The sequence below is a fragment of the Dactylosporangium roseum genome, from assembly GCF_025264685.1.
GTDB lineage: Bacteria > Actinomycetota > Actinomycetes > Mycobacteriales > Micromonosporaceae > Dactylosporangium > Dactylosporangium roseum.
In genome coordinates this window covers 3,023,925-3,049,312 of the sequence record NZ_CP073721.1, presented here as the reverse complement: position 1 = coordinate 3,049,312, position 25,388 = coordinate 3,023,925, and the positions used below count along the sequence as shown (strand labels likewise).

3 protein-coding genes and 1 pseudogene are annotated in these 25,388 nt (G+C 72.2%); 2 read left to right on the top strand and 2 right to left on the bottom strand.

Annotated features, from left to right (window positions below):
- The first annotated feature begins 339 nt into the window (after positions 1-339).
- Both Drose_RS14425 and Drose_RS14420 read left to right on the top strand, forming a co-directional pair.
- A complete protein-coding gene (locus Drose_RS14425; protein WP_260728701.1) occupies positions 340-1,107 on the top strand; it encodes a thioesterase II family protein in 768 nt (255 codons plus the stop codon).
- A 47-nt stretch (positions 1,108-1,154) separates the two neighbouring features.
- The gene (locus tag Drose_RS14420) at positions 1,155-2,507 is read left to right on the top strand and encodes an NAD(P)/FAD-dependent oxidoreductase (RefSeq protein ID WP_260728700.1); all 1,353 of its coding nucleotides are present in this window, start codon (positions 1,155-1,157) and stop codon (positions 2,505-2,507) included.
- A 357-nt stretch (positions 2,508-2,864) separates the two neighbouring features.
- On the opposite strand, the pseudogene Drose_RS14415 reads toward Drose_RS14420, so the two are convergent.
- A pseudogene (locus tag Drose_RS14415) lies at positions 2,865-13,850 on the bottom strand (SDR family NAD(P)-dependent oxidoreductase); the annotation flags it as partial.
- 17 nt (positions 13,851-13,867) lie between these two features.
- Positions 13,868-25,384, bottom strand: a complete 11,517-nt coding sequence (locus Drose_RS14410; RefSeq protein ID WP_260728698.1) for a type I polyketide synthase — start codon at positions 25,382-25,384, stop codon at positions 13,868-13,870.
- Positions 25,385-25,388 lie beyond the last annotated feature (4 nt).

The window sequence follows — 25,388 nt, the reverse complement described above, 5'->3', positions numbered from 1 at the left end:
ATCGATCAATGACGAACCAAGTCGCAACTGTCGTGTGTAGTCACTTGGAGAGGACTTCAGTACAGGCAGCCTACGTCGTGCATTCCACAGGATCAATCAGCGTCTATAAGAATCTTGACGCCGGGACGACACCGTGTTCAGCATCCTGGAGAACTTCCCAAACTTATTGAATTGGTTTCGGCGTTGCACCGCAGCGTGCGGCCCGCGGTGGCCCGGCCACCGGTCGTTTGATCCACACAAATCCAAACGATCATCAACCGGCTGCCGCAGCCGGGCGATACGCACGGCCTGAGCTGCCACTTTAGCCTCGCCTTACCGTACGGTCGCATCAATATCCGTATGGCCTCGGACCCGGACCTGTGGATCCGCCGTTACCATCCGGCACCGGGAAGCAGGATGCAGCTCATCTGCTTTCCGCACGCCGGCGGCTCCGCCAGCTTTTACTTCCCGGTGTCGGCGGCATTGACGCCGGCCATCAACGTCGCGGCCATCCAATATCCGGGACGCCAGGATCGCCGTACCGAGCCCGGCGCCGCCAGCATTCAGGAGCTGGCGGACGCCATTTTCCATGTGGTACGCCCACTGGCCGACCGGTCGCTGGCCTTCTTCGGGCACAGCATGGGAGCGATACTCGCCTATGAGGTGGCGGTGCGCCTGGAAGACGCCGGCGCCGCCCCGCTGGCCCGGCTGTACGTCTCGGGTCGGCGGGCGCCGTCGTGCCACCGGGAGGAAACGCTGCACCAGCAGACCGATCAGGCCCTGATCGCAGAGCTGAGGCAGCTCAGCGGGACGAACTCGGGTCTGCTCGCGGATCCCGAAGCGCTGGAGATGATCTTGCCCGCGATCAAGAACGACTATCGGGCGATCGAAACCTATCGGCCCAGTGACACGCGGCCGCTGCGGGCCCCGATCACCGCCGTCATCGGCGGGGAGGACTCCAGGGTGACCGTTGACGAGGCAAAGGCCTGGCACCGGCACAGCACCGCGTCCTTCGACCTGCGGGTGCTCCCGGGCGGTCATTTCTACCTGATCGACCGCGGCCACGAAGTCGTCCACCTCATTGCCAAGGACCTGTCACTGCACGACGCGGAGGGACGCCAAACGTGACCGGAGCACCCCGACACGGCATTGTGCTCGGCGCGAGCTGGACCGGCATGCTAGTTGCGCACGTACTCGCCCGTCATCTCGACTCCGTCACGGTGGTGGAGCGCGACACGCTGCCCGACCATCCCGCGCATCGCAAGGGTCTGCCGCAGGGGCGCCACGTCCATGTGCTCTGGTCGGGCGGCGCCCGCCTTGTCGAAGGTCTGCTGCCGGGCGTGATCGACCGGGTACTGGGCGCGGGCGGACGCCGGGTCGGCTTCCAGAAAGACGTGGTGACGCTGACCGCTCATGGGTGGCAACACCGCTTTCCGGCACGGCAGTTCGCCATCATGTGCGGCCGCCCGCTGCTCGACCGGGTGGTCCGCGACCGGGTCCTGACCAGCGATCGGATCCGGCTGCGGCAGCGGACGGAGGCCGTCGCTCTGGTCGGCGACAGCGTCAGGGTTTCCGGCGTCGAGGTGTACAGCCTCGAGAACGGCACGCGGGAGACCCTCGAGGCGGACCTGGTGGTCGACGCCACCGGGCGGCGATCGGGCCTGCGACGATGGTTGTCGGCGCTCGGCCTGCCGCCCGTCGAGGTGGACATCGTCGACGCGGGGATCGCCTACTCCACAAGGGAGTTCGTGGCGCCCCCCGGCGCGACCGGCGGGTTTCCCGCGGTCAACGTCGCCGCCGATCACCGGACGGGCCAGCCAGGCCGCTTCGGCGTGCTCTTCCCGCAGGAAGGCGGCCGCTGGATGGCGACCCTCTCGTGCACCCGCGGCGGGAAACTGCCGACCCGCAGCGAAAGCTTCCTGCCCTGTGCGCAGTCGCTCCCCGATCCGCTCCTCGCCCGGCTCATCGGCTCGGTCGAACCCCTGACCGACGTTTTCGTCTCACACATCGGGGCCAACCGGCGGCTGTATCCCGAGCGGCTCAACCGGTGGCCCGACGGCCTGATCATCGTCGGCGACTCGCTTGCGGCATTCAACCCGATCCACGGGCACGGGATGAGCGCCGCCGCCCGTGGCGCGGTGGTGTTGGACAAGTGGCTCACCGAGGGCGATCTCGGTCCCGGCGCGGCGCACCGGACGCAGCAGGCCATCAGTGCGGTCGTCGACGACCCCTGGATCATGGCGACCTCCAAGGACCTGGAGTACGTCGGCTGCCGCAACGAATCCACCGACCCGAGGCTCAACCAGGAAGTGTCCTACACACACCAGTTCGCGGAGCTCATCGCCCGCAAGTCGATACGTTCACAGGCGGTGTCCGATGTGGCGACGGATGTGGCCAGCATGAGCGTCTCCCAGGTCGAACTCGGTGCGAGCCGCTTCCTGCTGCTGATGCAGCAGGCCAAGGAGCTGCCGGAGCTCCTCCAGGCTCCGTTGCGCCCGGATGAGCTGGCGATCGCCAACCTGGAGTAGGGCGCGGGGCCGAGGTCACTCCGGCCTTGCGACCCCCAGTTCGCTGTCGATGAACTCGAGCACCTGATCGGCGTTTGCCGTTTCCAGCCGCTCGGCGACGTTGCCACCGTCCTGGTGACGGTGGGCCGCCTTCCAGCTTCCCAGCAGAGCCTCGAGCCGGGCTTCGACCGCTCTCGGGTCCAGGCCATGACCGGGGAGCGCGGTCAACATGCCTTCGAGTTTGGCCAGTTCCTCGAGGACCGAGTCGAAGGCGACGGCCGCCGGCGTCGCCGGGATCTCAGGGGACAGCCGGCTGTCGAGGTGACCGGCCAGGGCCACGGGGTCCGGGTAGTCGAACACCATGGCCGCGGGAAGGCGCAGGCCGGTTACCGCCGAGAGCCGGTTGCGGAGCTCGACCGCGGTGAGCGAGTCGAAACCCATGTCCTTGAAGTTGGTCTCGGGGCGTACCGCGTCGAGGTCGGCGTGCCCCAAGACGGTGGCGGCCTGGGTGCGGACGACGTCGAGCAGGGCGCTCTGCCGCTCCGCCGCGTCCATGCCGGCGAGTTGCGCCGCAAGGTCTCCCGGCCGCGTTTGCGCGGTTGCGGTGGCCGGTCGGCGGACATTGCCGGTAGCGAGCTCCCGCAGCAACTCGGGCACGGCCTCGGCGGGCGTGACCGCCAACGCGGCCAGGTCGAGGTCGGCCGCGACCAGGTGCGCCGCGCCGTGGCTGATTGCGGCGTCGAACAGGGCCAACCCCTGCTCGTCGCTCAGCGGGGTCATCCCGCTCGTGCGCATCCGGTGGCGGTCGGTGTCACTCAGCCCGCCGGTGATGCCGCTGACCGACTGCCACAACCCCCACCCGATGGACTGACCCGGCAAACCGGCCGCGCGGCGCCGGACCATCAGGGCGTCGCAGTAGGCGTTGGCGGCGGCGTAGTTGGCCTGCCCGGGGCTGCCCGAGGTGGCGGCCGCGGAGGAGAACACCGTGAAGAAGCTCAACCGCTGTCCCACCGTCGCCGCATGCAACGCCACCACACCATCCACCTTCGGCCGCCACACCGCAGCCAACCGCTCCGCCGTCAACCCCGCAACCAAACCATCATCAACAACACCAGCCGCATGAACCACACCCGTCAACGGATGCCCCGGATCAACCCCCGCCACCACAGCACGCACCGCACCCACATCACCCACATCCGCCGCCACCACCCGCACCCGACCCCCCAACCGACCCACCAACTCCACAGCACCCGGCGCCCCCAAACCACGACGACTCACCAACACCACATGCCGCGCCCCCCACACCTCAACCACATGCCCAGCCACCAACCCACCCAACACACCAGTACCACCCGTAATCAACACCGTACCCTCAGGATCAAACACCGCCGGAACATCCAACACCACCTTCCCCACATGCCGAGCCTGACTCATCAACCGCAACACCTCACGCACCCGCCCCAACGGCCACGCCTGCACAGGCAACGCCCGCAACCGCCCAGCAACAAACAACTCCCGCAACAACCCCAACATCGACGCAACCCGCTCCGGCGCCACATCACCCATCAAATCAAACGCCCGATACCACACCCCCGGATCAACACGAATATCCGTCTTCCCCAACTCCACAAACCGCCCACCATCCCCCAACAACCCCAACGACGCATCCGTCAACTCCCCCGCCAAACAATTCAACACCACATCCACCGAACCGAACTTCGCCGCAAACCCCACATCCCGCGACGACGCACGATGCGCCTCATCAAACCCCATCTCCACCAACAACCCCTGCTTACCAGGACTCGCCGTAGCAAACACCGTCGCCCCCAACAACCGCGCCACCTGCACCGCCGCCCGACCCACACCACCCGTCGCCGCATGCACCAACACCGACTCCCCCGCCCGCACACCCGCCAACTCCACCAACCCATACCACGCCGTCAAAAACGCCACCACAACACCCGCAGCCTCCCGAAAACCCCAACCCTCCGGCACCACAACCACCGACCGCGCATCCGCCACCACCACCGGACCAAACGCCCCACCAAACAACCCCATCACCCGATCACCAACCACCAACCCCGAAACCCCCGACCCAACCTCAACCACCACCCCAGCACCCTCACCACCAATCCCACCAACCCCCGACACCACACCCAAACCAACCAACACATCCCGAAAATTCACACCAGCCGCCCGCACATCAATCCGCACCTCCCCACTCCCCAACGGCCCCAACACCTCCGGACAACCCACCACCAACACATCCTCCAACGACCCACCACCCCCCACCCCCAACCGCCACGCCCGCTCCCCCACCCCACCCACCAACTCCCCACACCCACCACCACGCACCAGACGCGGCACCAACACCCGACCACCACGCACCACCACCTGCGGCTCCACCACACACCCCGCCACCACACCAACATCAACCCCCACCTCCAAATCCACCAACCAAAACCGACCCGGATGCTCCAACTGCGCACACCGCACCAAACCCCACACCGCCGCCCCATCCGGATCCGGAACCCCACCCACCGCCCCACGAGTCACCAACACCAACCCCCGACCATCCGAACCCCCCAACCAACCCCGCACCACCCCCAACGCCTCACCCACCACCCCCACCTCAACCACCACCACATCATCAACACCAACCCCAACCGGATCCGAAACCGGCACCCACTCCACGACGAACAGGCCGGGCACGGCACCCCGGAAGCGTTCGGGGTCGGCCCGGCGCAGGTGAACCGAGTCGGCCGTCAGTACCGGCGCGCCGCCGGTGTCAGCGATCGTGAGCCGCACCCGCGCGCCGTTGCCCGACAGCCGGACGCGGACCGCGGTCGCGTCGACCGCGTGCAGCGTCACGCCGTTCCACGAGAACGGCAGCCACAGCTCGCCGCTTTGCCGTTGGTCGACGAGCAGCGGGTGCAGCGCCGCGTCCAGCAACGCCGGGTGCAACTGGTGGCCGGGCGCTTCGCCCGCGGTCTCGGGCAGCACCACCTCGGCCAGCAGGTCATCGCCGTGCCTCCAGGCGGCGCGAAGCCCCTGAAACGACGGCCCGTACGCGTATCCGGCCGCGGCGGCATCCGCGTACAGGCCGGACACGTCCAGCGGTACCGCGTCGGCCGGCGGCCACTGGCCACCGGCGGGCGCACTGCTGGGAACCGGCTCGGCGGTCAGCGTGCCGGAAGCGTGGCGCAGCCACTCGTCGTCCTGCCGCGAATAGATGTGCAGTTCCCGTCGGAGGGCGTCATCCGGCGGCGAGACCACCACTTGCACCGGCAGCGCACCCGACGGCGGAAGGAGCAGGGGCGCCTCCAGGTTCAGCTCTTCCACCCGGGTGCTGCCAGTCTCGTCCGCCGCGCGCAGCGCCCACCCGAGCAGCGCCGTGCCCGGCAGCAGGGTCACGCCACCGATGACATGCTCGGCCGGCCAGCCGCCGCTCGCCGCGGTGATCGCGCCGCTGAGGAGATGGCCGCCGTCCGCCCGTTCCACCACGGTGTCCACGCCGTGCGAGGCGTTGCCGTCCAGCCAGAACCGTCGGTGCTGGAAGGCATAGGTGGGCAGGTCGACGGAGCGGGGCGCGGGATCGGCCGGGAACCACGCGGTCCAGTCGACGGAGATGCCGGCACCGTGCAGCAGTGCGAGGGCCTTGCCGAACGCGAGGTCGTCCGGCTGGCCGGGGTCGAGCGCGGCCACGGTCGGCACATCGTCGAGGATGTGCCGCGCGGCGGTTGCCAGCATGGGAGCGGGACCGATCTCGAGGAAGACATCGGCCCGGCCGGAGGTGCGGCCGGCCGCGGCGTGTCTGACGGCGGCGTGGAAGCGGACGGGCTCGCGAACCTGCCGCACCCAGTAGCCGGGCGTCGTGATCAGCGCGTCAGCCGTCTGTCCGGTCAGCGTGCTGACGAACGGTATGGCGGGCGCACGGAAGGTGAGGCCGTCGATGGCGGCGGCGAAATCAGCCAGCATCGGCTCCATCAGCACCGAGTGGAAGGCGTGGCTGACCACCAGCCGCCTCGTCTTGCGTCCATGGGCTGCCCAGTGCTCCGCTACCCGGGCCACCAAGTCCTCGGGGCCCGATACGACCGTGCTACCGGGGGTGTTGAGCGCCGCGATGCTCACCGTCTCCGGCAGGGTGTCGGCCAGTTCGGCCGGGTCCGCCTGGATCGCGACCATCGCACCGCCCGCCGGCAGCCTTCCCATCAAGGTGGCGCGAGCGGCCACCAGCCGGCAGGCATCGGGGAGGTCGAGCACACCGGCGACGTGCGCGGCCGCGATCTCGCCGACGGAGTGGCCGACGACCGCGCGCGGGGCCAGGCCCATGGCGGCGAGCAGCCGTGCCAGTGCGACCTGGAACGCGAAAAGCCCGCTCTGCGCAAAGGTGGTGTGGTCGATGGGCCCGGCGCGGACGACAGCGGCCAGACCCTGTTCCAGGTACGGGTCGAGCAGGCCGCACACCTCGTCGAACGCCGCGGCGAACACGGGGAACCGCTCGTAGAGCCCCGTGCCCATCCCCATGCGCTGGCTGCCCTGACCGCTGAACAGCCACACCTGTCCGTCCGCGACCGGCGCCGCCGGTACAGCAGCTTCCAGCTCGGTCAGCAGTTCCTCCCGTGACCGGCCCATGACCGCGACGCGACGTTCGAACGACTGCCGCGTCGTGCACAGCGACCAGCCCACGTCGAGGGGCGAAAGCGTGGCATCGGCGGCGGCGAACTCGCGCAGCCGCCGTAGCTGTGCGCGCAGCGCGGGTTCGGTCCGCGCCGACACCACCCACGGGACCGCGCCGACGGGCTCACCGACCGGCTCGCCGACCGGCACGATCGGTTCCGCCGCAGCCGCTTCCACGATGAGGTGCGCGTTCGTCCCGGACGCACCGAAGGAGGAGATGCCGGCGCGCCGAGGACGACCCGCGCCGGTCCACGGCTCCGGTCGGGTCAGCAGGCGCAGTGCTCCGGACGACCAGTCGACGTGTGGTGACGGTTCGTCCGCGTGCAGCGTGGGCGGGAGGATCCCGTTCCGCATGGCCGTCACCATCTTGATCACTCCGGCGACGCCGGCGGCCGCTTGCGTGTGGCCGAGGTTGGACTTGATCGATCCCAGCCACAGCGGGCGGTCGGTGGGCCGGTCTTCGCCGTACGCCGCCAGCAGTGCCCCCGCCTCGATGGGATCACCGAGGGTGGTCCCGGTGCCGTGCGCCTCGACGACGTCCACGTCGGCGGCGCGTATCCCAGCCGTCGCCAGCGCGGCCCGGATCACGCGCTCCTGGGCCACGCCGTTGGGCGCGGTCAGCCCGTTGCTCGCGCCGTCCTGGTTGACCGCCGACCCCCGGATCACCGCCAGCACCTCGTGGCCGTGGCGCCGCGCGTCGGACAGCCGTTCCAGGAGCACCAGGCCGGCTCCCTCGGACAGGCTGGTGCCGTCGGCGGTCGCCGCGAACGCCTTGCACCGCCCGTCGCCGGCCAGGCCGCGCTGCCGGGCGAAGTCGACGAACGCGTCGGGCGTCGCCATCACCGTCACGCCACCCGCCAGTGCGAGGTCACACTCGCCCTGCCGGAGGGCCTGGCCCGCCAGGTGGATCGCCACCAGCGAGGACGAGCACGCGGTGTCCACCGTCACCGCCGGACCCTCGAAGCCGAAGGTGAACGCGGTGCGGCCGGAGAGCATGCTTCCCGAGCCGGCCAACCACCCGTAACCTTCCAGGCGGGCATCGCGGTTGGCCGCGCCGCCGCCGTAGTCGTGATACATCACGCCCGTGTACACGCCCGTCGGCGTGCCCTTGAGCGTGGCCGGGACGATGCGTGCCCGCTCCAACAACTCCCAGGCGACCTCGAGCAGCAGCCGCTGCTGTGGATCGGTGGCCAGCGCTTCCCGTGGGCTGACGCCGAAGAACCCGGCGTCGAAGTCCATGGGCTCCTCGAGGAACCCGCCATGACGGACATAGGTGGTGCGCGGGTGGTCGGGGTCGGGGTGATAGAGGCCGCCGAGATCCCAGCCGCGGTCGGCGGGGAACGCTCCGATCGCGTCTTCGGCCGCCGAGACGAGCCGCCACAGGTCCTCCGGCGACGCTACGCCGCCGGGATAGCGGCACGCCATGGAGATGATCGCCACCGGCTCGTCCGGTCGGGCGGTCGTCCGCGCCGGGGTCGCCGCCCCACCGCGCCGCTCGAACCGGGAGGCCAGGTGCGCGCCGAGGGCCTGCGGCGTCGGGTGGTCGAAGACCAGTGTCGCGGGCAGGCGCAGGCCGGTCGCGCCGGCCAGGTGGTTGCGCAGTTCCACCGCCGTGAGCGAGTCCAGGCCGAGCTCCTTGAAGGTCGCCTCCGCGCCGATCCCGTCCGGCGAGGCGTGCCCGAGTACCGCTGCCACCCTGGTCCGGACCAGCTCGGTCAGCACGTCGCGACGCCGATCCGGGGCCAGCCGCACGAGATGGTCGGCCGGTGCCGCGTCGGCCGCCGCCACCGGCCGCCCCGGCCCGGCCAGACCCCGCAGGACCGCCGGTACGTCGCCGGAGATGGGGCGGGGGTCGAGGGCAGCCGCCAGCGCATAGGGTCGGTCCGACCGGACGGCGGCCTCGAAGAGGGTGAGCGCCCGATCCCTGCTCAATGGGGTGATACCGCCGCGGCGCATGCGGGACAGGTCAGTTCCGTCGAGCGCCGCTGTCATGCCGCTCGAGTCGGCCCAGAGACCCCAGGCCAGCGACAAGGCGGGCGGGCCGGCGGCGCGGCGGCAGGCCGCCAAGGCGTCGCAGAAGGCGTTCGCCGCCGCGTAGCCGGACTGGCCGGGGCTGCCGAGCAGGGCGGCCGCGGAGGAGAACACCACGAACATGCGCACCGGCAGGTGCGCCGTCGCCGCGTGCAGGTTGGCCGCCCCGGCCGCTTTCGCCGCCCAGGTCCGGGCCAGCTTCGCCGGTGTCAAGGACGTGATCACGCCGTCATCGAGCTGGCCGGCGGCGTGGATGACCGCGGTAAGCGGGTGGGCGGGGCTGATGCCGCCGATCAGGTCACTGACCGCGGCCGGGTCGGTGACGTCGAGCGCCGCGACCTCGACGTCGGCGCCCAGGGCGGTCAGCCGCGGCACCAGCTCGGCCGCGGCGGGCGCGTCGGTGCCCTGCCGGCTCGCCAGCAGCAGACGGCCGGCCCGGCGGGAGCGCACGAGGTGCTCGGCGACGGCGCCGCCGAGGACGCCAGTTCCCCCCACGATCAGAACGGTGCCCGCCGGGTCGAGGTCCACGGATGAGCCGGTCTCCGCGGTCGGCTTGATCCGCCTGAGCCGGGGCACCAGCGGCGCGCCTTGCCGGATCGCCAACTGCGGCTCGGCGGGATCGCACAGCCCGACGGCCGCCTCGACACTGGTGCCTGGTTCGCTGTCGATCAGCAGGAAACGACCAGGGTGCTCGACCTGCGCGCTGCGCACCAGGCCCCACACCGCCGCGCCGGCCGGATCCGGGTCGGCGACCGCCACTGCCCCTTCGGTGAGGACCACCAGCCGGGCGTCCGCGAGCCGGTCGTCGGCCAGCCACCGCTGTAGCAGGGCGAGGGCCTGCCCCGCCGCCTCGAGTCCGCGAGCGGGGTCGACGCGTCCGGTACCGGCCGTGGCGACCCGGGCGACGACGATCGAGGGGGCGGCCGTGCCGGCATTGAGCGAGGCGGTCGCGGCATCCAGGTCCAGCCAGTCGCGGCCCGGCCCCGGCCGCGCCGGTTGGCCAGCCGTCCATTCCAGGGCGAACAGCCCGCGCGCGGAGCCGCTGACGGCCGCCATGTCCCGCGTGTCGGCCGGGCGCACCGTCACCCGGCCCACGTCGAAGACCGGGGCGCCGGCCGGGTCGGTTCCCGACAGCCGGAACGCCCGGTTGTTCTTGAGCGAGGACAGCGTCACGCGGACGGAGGTCGCCGCGCCCGCCCGCAGCGACACGTCGTTCCAACTGAACGGCAGCGCGGGTCCGCGGTCGGCGGGCCCAGCCAGCAACAAGAGGGGGTGCAGCGCGGCGTCGAGCAGGGCGGGGTGCACGCCGAACCCGCGGGTCCTGCCCGCGGCCTCCGGCAACCGCACCTCGGCGAACAGGTCGTGGCCGCGGCGCCAGAGCGCGTGGACGCCCTGGAACGCCGGCCCGTATCGGTATCCCGCCTCGGCGGCCCGCTCATAGAGCGCTTCGCGGCTGATCGGCTCCGCGCCCGGCGGCGGCCACTGCGACTCCGGCTCCACCTCGGCCTGGCCGACGACGGCCTGGCCCAGGGTCCCGCTCGCCTGGCGCAGCCAATCGCCGTCGCCGTCGCGGCAGTACACGTCGACGTCCCGCCGCCCGTCGTCGTCGGGCTCGCCGACCGTCACCTGGACGCTGAGGCCACCCGACAGGGGCAGCATCGTGGGGGCGTGCAGGACGAGCTCCTCGACGGCCGCGCAGCCGGATTCGTCGGCGGCGCGGAGCGCCCACTCCACCAGCGCCGCCCCTGGGACCAGCGGGTGCCCCGCGACCTCGTGGTCCGCGAGCCACGGGAAGACCTGCCGCGAGATCCGCCCGGTGAGCAGCCGGCGGTCGGTCCCGGCCGGTTGGACGGCGGCCACGAGCACCGGGTGGTCGGAAGCGGTGAGACCGAGGGCCACCGGGTCCGCGGCGCGGCGCCCGCCCGACAGCGGGAACCGTTGCCGCTGAAAAGCGTAGGTCGGCAGGTCGACAACCCGGGGCCCCGGCTCGAGGGGATACCAACGGCTCCAGTCGACGTCCACGCCAGCCGTGAACGCCTGAGCGACGGCGCGGGCGACCTGGGCGAGGTCGCCGTGATCGCGGCGCAGGGTGGGCAGCGCGGCAACCCGCACGCCCGCCTGGTCCGCGCACTCCTCCACCCCCTGGATCAGCATGGGGTGGGGGCTGGCCTCGATGAAGACCCGGTATCCGTCCGCGAGCAGGGCGTGCACGGCGGCGGAGAAGCGGACCGGTTGGCGCAGATTGGCCATCCAGTAGCCGGCGTCCAGCCCGGCGCCGTCCTCCCGCCGGCCGGTAACCGCGGAGTAGAACACCACCTCGGCGCCGACCGCGGCGATGCCGGCCAGCGCCTGGGCCACCTCGTCGCTGATCTGGTCGACCTGGGGGCCGTGCGAGGCGTAGTCCACCTCGATCATCCTGGCCCGCAACCCCTGCTCCTGGGCGGCCGCCACCGTTGCCGCCACCGGGCCGGGCAGACCGGTGACCACCGTCGCCGAAGGGCCGTTGAGCGCCGCGACGGCCACGTCGGACGACTCGCCGACGAGCTGCGCGGTGCGGTGCTCGTCCGCGCCGATGGACGCCATCGCGCCGTGCCCCGACAACCGGCGCAGGGCCCGGCTGCGCAGTGCCACAGTCTTGGCGGCGTCGTCGAGGGTCAGGGCCCCCGCCACGCAGGCGGCAGCGATCTCCCCCTGCGAGTGCCCGACCACCGCGGCGGGCCGCACACCGTACTCGGCCCACACTGCGGCGAGCGACACCATCACCGCCCACAGCACCGGCTGTACGACATCCACCCGTGCCAGCGCGTCCCCGCCGCCCCGCAGCACCTCGGTCAGCGACCAGTCCACATAGGGCGCCAGCGCCCGCTCGCATTCGGCCGCTCGCGCGGCGAACACCGGGGAGGCGCCGAGCAGCTCCGCCCCCATCCCGATCCATTGCGCCCCCTGCCCGGGGAAGATGAGCACCGGACCGGGATGCCCGGTGATCGCGGAGACACCGGGGGCGACCAGGCCAGGGTGCGGCTGGCCGTCGGCGAGCGCCCGCAGGGCCTCGACCATCGGCTGGAGGTCCTCGCCGACGGCGACCGCGCGGTGGTCGAGGACCGCCCGGGTCTTGAGCAGTGACCAACCCGTGTCCGCCGGATTCGGACCGGGCTGGACGGCAACCCGGTCGGCCAGCCGCCGCGCCTGCGCCCGCAACGCCGCCGGCGACCTGGCCGACAAGGTCCATGAAACCACCGGCATCGCCACGGGCGCGGGGCCCGGCGCAGGCGCCGGCGCCTGCTCGAGGATCAGGTGGGCGTTCGTGCCGGACATGCCGAACGCCGAGACCCCGGCACGGCGCGGACGGCCCGTCTCCGGCCAGTTCCTCGGCTCGGTCAGCAGCCGCACGTCGCCCGCGGACCAGTCCACGTGGGGGCTCGGCGCATCGACGTGCAGCGTGGCGGGCAGCAGCCCGTTCCGCAGCGCCATCACCATCTTGATCACACCCGCGACACCCGCCGCGCCTTGGGTATGCCCGATGTTGGACTTGACCGAACCGAGCCACAGCGGCCGGTCCTCGGGGCGTCCCTGTCCGTAGGTGGCCAGCAGCACGTCCGCCTCGATCGGGTCGCCCAGCGTCGTGCCGGTCCCGTGCGCCTCGACCGCGTCCACCTCGGACGCCGACAAGCCGGCGCCGGCCAGCGCCGCGCGGATCACCCGCTGCTGGGACGGGCCGTTGGGGGCGGTGAGTCCGTTGCTCGCCCCGTCCTGGTTGACGGCCGAACCGCGGACCACGGCCCATACCTGGTGCCCGTTGCGCCGGGCGTCCGACAGCCGTTCGAGCACCAGCAGGCCCGCGCCCTCGGAGAACGCCGTACCGTCCGCGGCGGCCGCGAAGGACTTGCACCGGCCGTCCGGCGCCAGCCCGCGCTGCCGCGAGAACTCGGTGAAGCCACCCGGGGTGGCCATCACGGTGACGCCGCCCGCGAGCGCGAGGGAGGACTCCCCCTGCCGCAGCGACTGGCTCGCCAGGTGGATCGCCACCAGGGAGGACGAGCACGCCGTGTCCACCGTCACCGCCGCGCCCTCGAGGCCGAGGGCGTAGGCGATCCGGCCGGACAGGACGCTGAGAGCGTTGCCGGTGAGCAGGTAGCCCTCGGCCTCCTCGTCGGTGTGGGGGGTGCCGAAGCCGGGCAGGCCCGCACCGACGAAGACCCCGGTCGGCGTGCCGTTCAGCGACGACGGGTCGATGCCCGCGCGCTCCAATGCCTCCCACGCAGTCTCCAGCAGGTGACGCTGCTGCGGCTCCATCGCCGCCGCCTCGCGCGGGCTGATGCCGAAGAACGCCGCGTCGAACTCGTCGGCGCCGTCGAGGAAACCGCCCGCACGGGTGTAACACGTTCCCGGGTGCTCGGGATCGGGATGGTACAGCGCTTCCAGGTCCCAGCCCCGGTCCGCCGGGAACTCCCCGATGACGTCGCGCCCGGAGGCCACGACATCCCACAGGTCTTCCGGCGACGCCACCGCCCCGGGGAACCGGCACGCCATACCGATCACGGCCACCGGTTCGGCCTGCCGGCTTTCCATCATGCGCAGGCGCTCCTGGGCCTCCCCGAGGTCGATCGTCACCCGCTTCAGGTACTGGCGCAGTCTGTCTTCGGTGCTCGACATCGGTCCCCGTTCCCCCATCAGGACGATCGAAGTTGCTTGTCGATGAGCTCGAACATCTCTTCGTCCGAGGCGGTCTCGACGTCGACTGCCGTCGGCGCGGCCCGGTCGACGTCGAAGCGGGCGAGGAGTCCGCGCAGCCGGCGGCCGACCTGCTCGCGGCCGCCTTGGTCCAAGGTCAGTGCGCCGAGGGCACTTTCGACTCGGCCGAGGTCGGAGAGGATAGATTCGACCGTGTCGGCCGGTCCGTCGGCCGCGCCGTCGAGCTGCAGCCGGGTGAGCAACTGGCCGGCGAGTATGGCCGGTTGTGGGTAGTCGAACACCAGTGCCGGGGGTAGGCGCAGGCCGGTGGCCGCCGAGAGCCGGTTGCGCAGTTCGACCGCGGTGAGCGAGTCGAAACCCAGCTCCTTGAACGGCACGTCCGCGCGAACCTCGTCCGGATGGCGATGGCCGAGCACCGCGGCGGCGTTCGAGCGCACGAGGTTCAGCAGCACCCGGTGCCGCTCGGCGCCGGGCATCCCGGCCAGCCGCCTCGTCAGGTCGGCGGACGTCTCACCGGATCGGGCGAGTGGCCGCTTACCTCCCGCGGCCGGGCCGACCAACGCGCGCAGCATCGGGGGGACCTCCTCCGGCCGCAGCCCGGCCAGTGCCCACCGGTCGAGGTTCACCGCTACGAGGTGGGCGCCGCCGTCCTCGTGGGCCATGTCGAGGAGCGCGGTGCCCTGCTCGTCGCGCAACGGGACGAACCCGCCCCGCTGTAGGCGGGCGTGGTCGGTGTCGGTGAGGTGGCCCGTCATGGCGCTGGCCCGAGACCACAAACCCCAGGCAATCGACTGACCGGCAAGCCCCGCCGCCCGACGGCGAGCGATGAACGCATCACAATATGCGTTGGCAGCGGCATAACCCGCCTGCCCCGCACTGCCTACCGTGCCCGCCACCGACGAGAACACCACGAAGAAACTCAGCCGCTGCCCCACCGTTGCGGCATGCAACGCCGCAACTCCGTCCGCCTTCGGCCGCCACACCGCGGCCAGGCGTTCCGCGGTGAGCCCGGTGACCAACCCGTCGTCGACGACGCCGGCCGCGTGGATCACACCGGTCAGCGGATGCGCCGGGTCGATCCCCGCCACCGCCTCGGCGACCGCCACCGGATCAGCCACATCAGCGGCCACAACCGCGACGTCGATGCCCAACCGGGCAGTCAGGTCGGCGACCGAAGCCGCGTCCATCCCCCGGCGGCTGAGCAACACCAGGTGCCGGACGCCCCACCGCTCGACGAGATGAGCGGCGACCAGCCGACCCAGAACCCCGGTGCCTCCGGTGATCAGCACCGTGCCGTCCGGATCGAACGCGGCCGGTACCTCCAACACGACCTTGCCGGTATGACGCGCCTGACTCATCATCCGCAACGCATCACGGGCCCGCGCCAACGGCCAGGACCGCACCGGCAACGGCGCCAGGACTCCCTGCGCCAGCAGGTCCCGCAACCGGCCCAACATCACCGCGATCGACTCGGAGCCGGCCCCAGCCACCAGATCGAAGGCCCGGTACCAAACTCCGGGATCCACACGGATGTCGGTCTTGCCCATCTCCACGAACCGGCCGCCGGACGCCAGCAACCGCAACGACGCATCCGTGAACTCCCCCGCCAGGGCGTTGAGCACCACATCCACTCCGCGGCCGCCGGTGGCGCCACGGAAACGCTCCTCGAACTCCAGATCGCGGGTGGAGCCACGATGCGCCTCGTCGATCCCCATCTCCGCGAGCAGCGCCTGCTTGCCCGGACTCGCCGTGGCGAACACCCGCGCCCCCACGTGACGCGCGATCTGCACCGCCGCCATCCCGACCCCACCGGTCGCCGCGTGAACCAACACCGACTCTCCGGCCCGCAGCCCCGCCAGCTCCACCAGGCCGTACCAGGCCGTCAAGAACGCCACCGGCACCCCGGCCGCCCGAACGAAGTCCCATCCATCCGGAACCGGCACCACCATCCGTGCGTCCGCGACCGCCACCGGGCCGAAGGCGCCCGGGAAGATCCCCATCACCCGGTCGTCGACCTGGACACCGGTGACCCCGGGCCCCACCTCCGTCACCACACCCGCACCTTCGGTGCCGCCGAACACTCCGTCGGCCTCCGGGTACATCCCCAAGGCAATCAGGACATCCCGGAAGTTCAGCCCCGCCGCATGAACCGCAACCCGCACCGTCCCCGGGGCCAAGGGCGCCAGTACCTCCGGACACCCAACCACCGCGACACTGTCCAGGGCCGACACACCGGACATACCAAGCCGCCAGGCACGCTCACCGACCCTGGGCACCAACAGCCTCGACGCACCCGAGCGCGTCAACCGTGGCACCAGGACCCGCCGCTCGCGCACCACCACCTGGGACGCACCGGATCCCAACGCCGGACCGAGACCGGCATCCCCGGCATCCCCGGCATCATCACGATCGACCAACACGAACCGGCCGGGATGCTCCGCCTGCGCACAACGCACCAGACCCCAGACCGCCGCCGCATCGGGATCCGGGTCATCGCCCACCGCGCCGCGGGTCACCACCACGAGCGGCCGAGCGTCACCATCCGGTCCCGCCAACCAGTCCCGCACCCGCACCCGCGCCTCCTCCGCCGTCGCCACCTCGGCCACCACGGCCTCGTCGACGGCAACGGCAACCGGATCGGCAACCGGCACCCACTCCACGGCGAACACGTCGCCGGCGCCGCGCGCGCGGGTAGCCGCGAGCTGTCGCCGGTCCGCCTCGCGCAGCACGACCGAGGCCACGTCGAGCACCGGGACGCCGGTCGGATCGGTGACGCTGAGCCGGACGCCGTCGCCGAGACCGTCGCCCAGTGGCGACAGGCGAACGCGAGCCGACGTGGCGCCGTCGGCGTGCAGCGTGACGCCGCTCCAGGAGAACGGCAGCCAGACCGTCCCGTCACTGAAGCGGCCCATCAGGAGCAGCGGATGCAGCGCGGCGTCCAGCAGGGCGGGATGGATGCCGAACCCGTCCCGGTCCGCGACCGCGTCGGGCAGCTCGAGCTCGGCGAGCACATCCGTCCCCAGCCGCCACACCGCACGGACGCCGTGGAAGGCGGGTCCGTAACCGTAGCCGACGTCGGCGGTGGCGTCGTAGAAGCCGGCCGTGTCCACCGGCTCCGCCCCGGACGGCGGCCAGGGGCCGGAGGCAGGGCCAGAGACTGCGGTCGGCTTCGGCACGAGCGCGCCGGTGGCGTGGCGGACCCAGGCGGCGTCGTGGTCCACGCGGGAGTGCACACCCACCTCCCGGCGGCCGTCGCCACCCGCGGCGCCGACGATGACCTGGACATCCACGGCGGCCGATGCCGGTACCGTCAGCGGTGCGTGGATGACGAGCTCCGCCACGCCGCCGCAGCCGACCGCGTCCGCCGCCCGCAGCACCCATTCGAGCTGGGCCGCCCCCGGGACCAGCATCGTGTCCGCGATCATGTGATCGGCCAGCCAGGGCAGCCGGTGCCGCGACACGCGGCCGGTCAGCACGCAGCCGGTGCCGTCCGCCGGCTCCACGGCGGCTTCCAGCACCGGATGACCGGTTGCGCCCAGCCCGAGGTCCGTGACCCGCATGGGGGTCTTCTCCGCCGACAGCCAGTACCGCTCGCGTTGGAAGGGGTAGGTGGGGAGGTCGATGGTGCGCGATGGCAGGGCGGTGGGGTACCAGGGGGTCCAGTCGATGGGGATGCCGCCGCAGTGGGCGAGGGCGAGGGCCCGGGTGAGCTGGGTGTGGTCGCCGTGGTCGCGGTGCAGGGTGGCGATGGTGGTGACGGTGGCGCCGGCGTGGTCGGCGCATTCCTGGATGGCTGGGGTGAGGACGGGGTGGGGGCTGACCTCGATGAAGGTGTGGTGGCCGTGGTTGAGCAGGATGGTGATGGTGTCGGCGAAGCGGACGGGTTGGCGCAGGTTGCGGATCCAATAGGCGGTGTCGAGGGTGGTGGTGTCCTGGGGTGTGGCGGTGACGGTGGAGTAGAAGGTGGTGTCGGTGGGGTGGGCGGTGATGCCGGCGAGGGCGTCGGTGATCTCGTCGGTGATGTGGTCGATCTGGGGGCCGTGGGAGGCGTAGTCGACGTCGATGGTGCGGGCGCGGAGGCCTTCGTTGTGTGCGGTGGTGACGGCGGTGGCGATCTGCTCGGTGGGCCCGGAGATGACGGTGGTCGTCGGGCTGTTCGTGGCGGCGATGCTCACGCCGTCGATGCCGGCCAGTAGCGTGGTGGTGGGTTCCGCGCCGGCGGCGATCGAGGCCATGGCGCCGTGTCCGGCCAGTTGTCGTAGGGCTTTGCTGCGCAGGGCTACGACTTTGGCGGCGTCGTCGAGGGTGAGGGCGCCGGCGACGCAGGCGGCGGCGATTTCGCCTTGGGAGTGGCCGATGACGGCGGCGGGGGTGACGCCGTGGTGCTGCCAGACGGCGGCGAGGGAGACCATGATGGCCCAGAGGACCGGTTGCACGACGTCGACCCGGGTCAGTTCGGTGCCGTCGCCGCGCAGCATGTCGGTCAGCGACCAGTCGACGTAGGGGCTCAGGGCTTGTTCGCAGTCGTTGATCCGGGCCGCGAAGACGGGGGAGTCCTCCAGCAGTCGGGCGCCCATGCCGGCCCACTGTGATCCTTGGCCGGGGAACACCAGGACGGGGCCGGGGCCGGCCGGCGGTGCCTGGCCGGTCACCACGTCCGGATGTGCCTCACCCCGGGCCAGCGCCGAGAGCGCCGCCCGCGGGTCCCGGCTCAGGATGGCTGCCCGGTGCTCGAACACCGCGCGGGTGGTGATCAGCGACCAGGCGATGTCGCTGGCGCTCTGCTCGGCGTGGGTGGTGAGGTGTCCGGCGAGCTGGTGGGCCTGTGCTCGCAGGGCTTGCTGGTCGCGGCCGCTGATGGTCCAGGGCAACGGTGGGTCGGTGGCCGGTGACGGTGACCGCTCGGGTTGCTCGGGACCCTGTTCGAGGATGAGGTGGGCGTTGGTGCCGGAGATGCCGAACGAGGAGATCCCGGCCCGCCGCGGGCGATCCACCCGCGGCCACCGCCGCGCCTCGGTCAGCAACCGCACCGCACCCGCGGACCAGTCCACATGCGGACTCGGCGCATCCACATGCAGCGTGGCCGGCAACCTCCCCCACCGCATCGCCATCACCATCTTGATCACCCCAGCGACACCGGCCGCAGCCTGCGTATGCCCGATATTCGACTTGATCGAACCAAGCCACAACGGCGCGCCACCCGACCGGTCCTGCCCATACGTACTCAGCAGAGCGTTCGCCTCGATCGGATCACCCAACGTCGTACCGGTCCCATGCGCCTCGACCACATCAACCTCCGCCGGCGACAACCGCGCATTCGCCAACGCCTGACGGATGACACGTTCCTGGGCAGGACCGTTCGGAGCGGTCAAGCCATTGCTGGCCCCGTCCTGGTTGACCGCCGACCCACGCACCACCGCCAGAACCCGATGACCAAGACGCCGCGCATCGGACAACCGCTCCAACACCACCACACCGACCCCCTCGGCCCAGCCCGTACCATCGGCCGACGCCGCGAACGCCTTGCACCGCCCGTCACCGGCCAACCCCCGCTGCCGCGAGAACTCCACGAAGGTGTTCGGTGTGGCCATCACGGTCACCCCGCCGGCCAGCGCGAGCGTGCACTCCCCCTGCCGCAGCGCCTGACCCGCCAGATGCATCGCCACCAGCGACGACGAGCACGCCGTGTCCACCGTCAACGCCGGACCCTCGAAGCCGAACGTGTATGCCAGGCGACCGGACACGACGCTCGGCAGGCTGCCGGGCATCAGGCGGCCCTCGACCTCGGCCGGTATCCGGCCCAGGAAGCGGCTGCCGTAGTCGTCGTACATGACACCGACGTAGACGCCGGTCGGGGTGCCGCGCAGCGTCGCCGGGGCGATACCCGACCGCTCCAACGCCTGCCACGCCGTCTCCAACAGCAACCGCTGCTGCGGGTCCATCGCCAACGCCTCACGCGGGCTGACACCGAAGAACCCGGCGTCGAACTGATCCGCGTCGTGCAGAAACCCGCCCGCACGCACATAGCTGCAACCCGCACGATCCGGGTCCGGATCGAACAGCTCCCCCAGCTCCCAGCCGCGGTTGCTCGGGAACTCCCCCACCGCGTCGACGCCACCGGCCACCAGGTCCCACAGGCCCTCCGGCGAGTCAACCCCGCCCGGGTACCGGCACGCCATCCCCACGATCGCCACCGGCTCGTCGGGTGGGATCGGCGCGGGCGCGGGGACGGATCTTGCGGTGGCCGCGCCGGGCAGGCGGGCACGCAGGTAGCGGACCAGCGCCGCGGGCGTGGGATGGTCGAAGATCGCGGTGGCGGGCAGGGGGATGCCCACCGCCGCGGCGAGCCCGTTGCGGAACTCCAGCCCGGTCAGGGAGTCGAAGCCGAGGTCTTGGAACGCCCGGGCCAGGTCGATGCTCTCCGGGCTCGAGTGGGCCAGGACCGTCGCGAGCTGCTCCCGGACGATGTCGCGGATGGCGGGGTCCCGTTCGGCCTCCGGCAGCGCCGCGAGACGGTCGGACCACGAGGTGACCGCGGGCCGCGCCCGGACCGGTGCCGACGGGTGCGCCAGGTCGCGCAGGACAGGCGACAGCGACTCGGCGGCGTCCTCGGCCCGCAGTGCGACCTGATCGAGCCGGGCCGTCAGCAGGGCCGGCTCGTCGGTGCCCAGCGCCGCGTCAAGCAAAGCGAGTCCCTGCTCGAGGGTCATGGTGGCGATCCCCGAGCGGGCGATGCGGGCCGAGTCGGTTGCGGCAATGTCGTCCGCCATGCCGCCGTCGGCCGCCCAGCGTCCCCAGGCGAGCGACGTCGCCGGCCGCCCTTCGGCCCGACGGTGCGCGGCCAGCGCGTCGAGGAACGTGTTGGCGGCGGCGTAGTTGCCCTGGCCGGCGCTGCCGATGACGCCGGCCGCCGAGGAGAACAGCACGAATGCGGTGAGGTCGTGCCGCCGGGTGAGGCGGTGCAGATGCCAGGCCCCATCGACCTTGGGGGCGAAGACGGTGTCGAGGCGCGCCGGAGTCAGCGACGTGAGCACACCGTCGTCGACGACCCCGGCGGCGTGGATGACGGCGGTCAGCGGGTGCTCCGCGGGTATCGAGTCGAGCAAGGCGGACAGCGCCGCTTCGTCGGTGACGTCGCACGCGGCGGTGCGGATGTCCGCGTCCAGCCCGCCCAGTTCCTCCTCCACCGCCACGGAGCCGCCGCGGCGGCTGGCGAGCAGCAGGTGGCGCACGCCGTGCGCGGTCACGAGGTGCCGGGCCACCGCGCGGCCGAGCGCTCCGGTGCCGCCGGTGACCAGGACGGTGCCGTCCGGGTCGAGCGGAGGCGGCGCGACGCCGGAGTCGATGCGCGTCTCGACCAGGCGGGGCACGACGATGGTGCCGGCCTGGACCGCGGCCTGCGGCTCTCCCGCCGCGACGGCGGCCCGCAGGACGCCGGGAGCGGCCCGCTCGTCCAGGTCGAGCAGGGCTATCCGGTCGGGGTGTTCGGCCTGTGCCGCGCGGACGAGGCCCCAGACGGGTGCGGTCACCGGGTCCGGAGGCTCGGCGGCCGCTCCCCTGGTCGCTATCACCAGGCGGGCCGTCCCGAGCCGCTCGTCCGCCAGCCATTCCTGGAGCACGGTGAGCACGTGGGCGGTGACGGAGCGGACCTGCGCGGGCACGTCGTCGCCGGCGGCTGCGGCCGGGCAGTCCACGATGACCACGCTCGGCGCCGGGTGCCCGGCCGCGATCGACGCCCGCAACGCCGCCAGGCCGGGGTGCGTCGGCACGTCCGCGAGACCTAGGTCGTGGTGCCCGATGACCGCCCAGTCCCCCGCCGGGGAGGCGACCTCAGGCATCGCCCGCATCGGCCGCCAGGCGAGGCTGTAGAGGTTGGTGGGCGCGGGGCGGCGAAGGCCCGCCCACTGGCCGATCGGCATGGCCCGCATGCGCAGACGGCCGATGGTGAGCACCGGTGCGCCGCCGTAGTCGGTCAGCCGCAGGGTGAACTCGTCCGGGCCGGTTTGGGTGATCTGGACGCGCAGCCGGGAGGGGCCGCGGGTGGCGTGCACGCGCACGTCGCCGAAGGAGAAGGGCAGTCGTACCGCCGGGCCGTCCGCGAGGTAGAGCTCGTCGATCGTGTGGAGGGCGGCATCGAGCAGCGCCGGGTGAGCGACGTAGGAACGGGTGTCGCCGTGCTGCGCGGAGTCCAGACGCACGTCGGCGAAGAGCTCGTCGCCGCGACGCCACGCGGCGTGGACACCGCGGAAGGCCGGGCCGTAGCTGTAGCCCTGCTCGGCCAGGCGGGAGTAGAGCAGCGGGACGTCGATCTCGCCGGCGTCGTTCGGCGGCCAGGGCGTGACGGTGTCAGCGGGTGGGGCATCCGCTGCGCGGGCGAGCGTCCCGGTGGCGTGCCGTACCCATGCGTCCTCGTCTTCAAGGCGCGAGTAGATCACCATCGCGCGTCCGCCGTCCTCCTCGGGGACGCCGACGGCGACCTGGACGTCGACGCCTCCGGCCGCGGGGAGCAGGAGCGGGGTCCGCAGAGCCAGGTCCTCGATCCGGTCGCAGCGGGCCTTGGCCGCCGCGGCGAGGGCCAGCTCGAGGAAGGCGGTCGCGGGCAGCGGCACGGCGCCGGCGATGTCGTGATCGGCCAGCCAGGCGTGGACGCGCACAGACAGGTGGCCGGTGAGCAGCAGGTCTCCGGTGGCCGACTCGACCGCGGTGGCCAGCAGCGGGTGGTCGGCCGCGTGCACGCCGGCGGCGGTCGGCGCGGCCCCGTCCGGGTTCGGCCGCCGGAAATGCCGCCGCTGGAACCGGTACGTGGGCAGCGCCACCGCGCGTGCGCCAGAAGGAAGCAGCGCGGCGAAGTCGGCCGTGGCCCCATCGACGTGCAGGCCGGCCAGAGCGGTGAGGAAGGTACGGCACTCCGGGTGTCCCTCGCGAAGCGCGGCGACGAAGGTAGCCGGTGCGGGCTGCTCGGCCGAGAGGCACTCCTGGGCCATGACGGTGAGCACGGGAGCCGGACCCAGTTCGAGGTAGCGGGTCACCCCCTCGGCGTTGAGCGTTCGCACGCCGTCGCCGAACCTGACCGGCTGCCGGACGTGCCGCACCCAGTATTCGGGGTCGCCGAGCTGCTCGAACTCGGCCAGCTCGCCCGTGAGGTTGCTGACCACCGGGATACGCGGCGGTGCGTAGGAGAGCGCGCGCGCGACCTCCCGGAACTCGTCGAGCATGGGATCGAGCAGTGGGGAGTGGAACGCGTGGCTGACCCGCAGCCGCCTGGTCTTGCGTCCCATGCCCCGCAACCGGGCCGCGATCTCCTCGACGTCGCGTTGCGCGCCCGACACCACCACGGACGCCGGGCCGTTGACGGCGGCCAGCGAGACGCGATCCTCCCGCTCGGCCAGCAGCGGCCGCACCTCCGACTCGGTCGCCTGGACGGCTGCCATCGCGCCGCCGGCGGGCAGGGACTGCATCAGGCTCCCGCGCGCCGCGACCAGCGTGCAGGCGTCTTCCAGCGACAGCACGCCCGCCACGTGCGCCGCCACGAGTTCCCCGACCGAGTGCCCGCTGAGGTATCCGGGGGTGATCCCGGCCGACTCGGCCAGCCGGAACAGCGCCACTTCCAGCGCGAACAACGCGGCCTGGGCGAACCTCGTCCGGTCCAGCTCGCCTTCGTCCGGCGCGCACACCAGGTCGCGGACGGAGCGGCCGAGCAGCGGGTCGAGATGCGCGCAGGCGGCGTCGAACGCGTCGGCGAACGGCGGGTACGCGCGCCACAGCTCCTGGCCCATGCCCGGCCGCTGGCTGCCCTGCCCGGTGAACAGGACCGCGGTGTCGCCGTCGCGCACGGCACGGCCCGATCGGGTCAGGCCGCGGTGACGACCCTCGCCGGCCAGGGCGGCCAGTCCGGCGTGCAGTTCGTCGCGCCTGTCGCCGAGGAGCACCGCCCGGTGTTCGAACGGTGTGCGGGTCCGCGACAGCGCGAAACTCACGGCGGCGGGGTCCGCCTCCGGATGCGCCGCCAGGTGGCGGACGAGGGCCTCCGCCTGTGCCGTCAGCGCCTGCGGCGTACGTCCCGACAGCGGCCAGGCCACCAGTGCGGGGGCCGAGGGCGGTGGCGCGGGCTCCGGGTCCGGCGGCTCCTCGATGATCAGGTGCGCGTTGGTGCCCGAGATACCGAACGACGAGACCGCAGCCCGGCGGGGGCGTGCCCCGCGCGGCCACGGGACGGGTTCGGTGAGCAGCCGGACCGCGCCGCTGTCCCAGTCCACGTCCGGTGTGGGCCGGTCGACGTGGAGCGTGGCGGGAAGGTGCTCGTTGCGCAGCGCCAGCACCATCTTGATCAAGCCGGCGATGCCCGCCGCGCCCTGCGTGTGGCCGAGGTTGGACTTGACAGCCCCCAGCCGTAGCGGCTGGTCGTCCCCGCGCCCCCGGCCGTACTCGGCCAGCAGGGCGCGTGCCTCGATCGGGTCGCCCAGCCGGGTACCGGTCCCGTGCGCCTCCACGGCGTCCACGTCCGTGGCGGACAACCGCGCGGACTCGAGCGCCTGCCGGATCACCCGCTGCTGGGCCGGGCCGTTCGGTGCGGTCAGGCCGTTGCTCGCCCCGTCGGAGTTGACCGCCGAACCGCGGATCAGCGCGAGCACGTCGTGACCGGCCCGCCGCGCCTGCGAAAGGCGTTCCAGCAGCACGAGCCCGACACCCTCGGAGAAGCCGGTGCCGTCCGCGGCGGCCGCGAACGGCTTGCACCGGCCGTCGGGCGCCAGCCCGCGCTGCCGGGAGAACTCGGTGAACACGGACGGCAGGGCCATGACGGTGACCCCGCCCGCCAGCGCCATGGTGCACTCGCCGCGTCGCAGGGCGGTGCAGGCGAGGTGGACCGCCACCAGCGACGAGGAGCAGGCAGTGTCTATCGTCAGCGCGGGGCCCTCGAGGCCGAGTGTGTAGGCCACGCGACCCGATAGCACGCTCGGCGCGTTGCCGGTGATCAGGTGGCCCTCGGCGGCGTGGTCGACGTGCGGTGCGCCGAAGCCGGGCAGCGCCGTTCCGACGTAGACACCGGTCCGGCTGCCCTTGAGCGCGGCCGGTACGATGCCGGCCCGTTCCAGCAGCTCCCACGACACCTCAAGGAGCTGACGCTGCTGGGGGTCGAGCGTCACCGCCTCGCGTGGGCTCAGGCCGAAGAACTCGGGGTCGAACAGGGTGGCGTCGTCGAGGAAGCCGCCTTCGGTCGCGACGCTCGTGCCGGGGTGGCCGGGGTCCGGATGGAACAGCCGGTCCGTGTCCCAGCCGCGATCGGCGGGGAACGCTCCGATGGCGTCGCCGCCGGAGCCGACCAGATCCCACAGGTCTTCCGGCGACCGCACCTGGCCGGGGAACCGGCAGGCCATCGCGACCACCGCTATCGGTTCGGCGTCCCGCTGCTCCGCGGCGTCCAGCCGCCGCAACGCGTCGTGCAGCTCGGTGGTGACGCGTCGCAGGTAGTCCACGAGCTTCTGCTGACTGACCATCGTG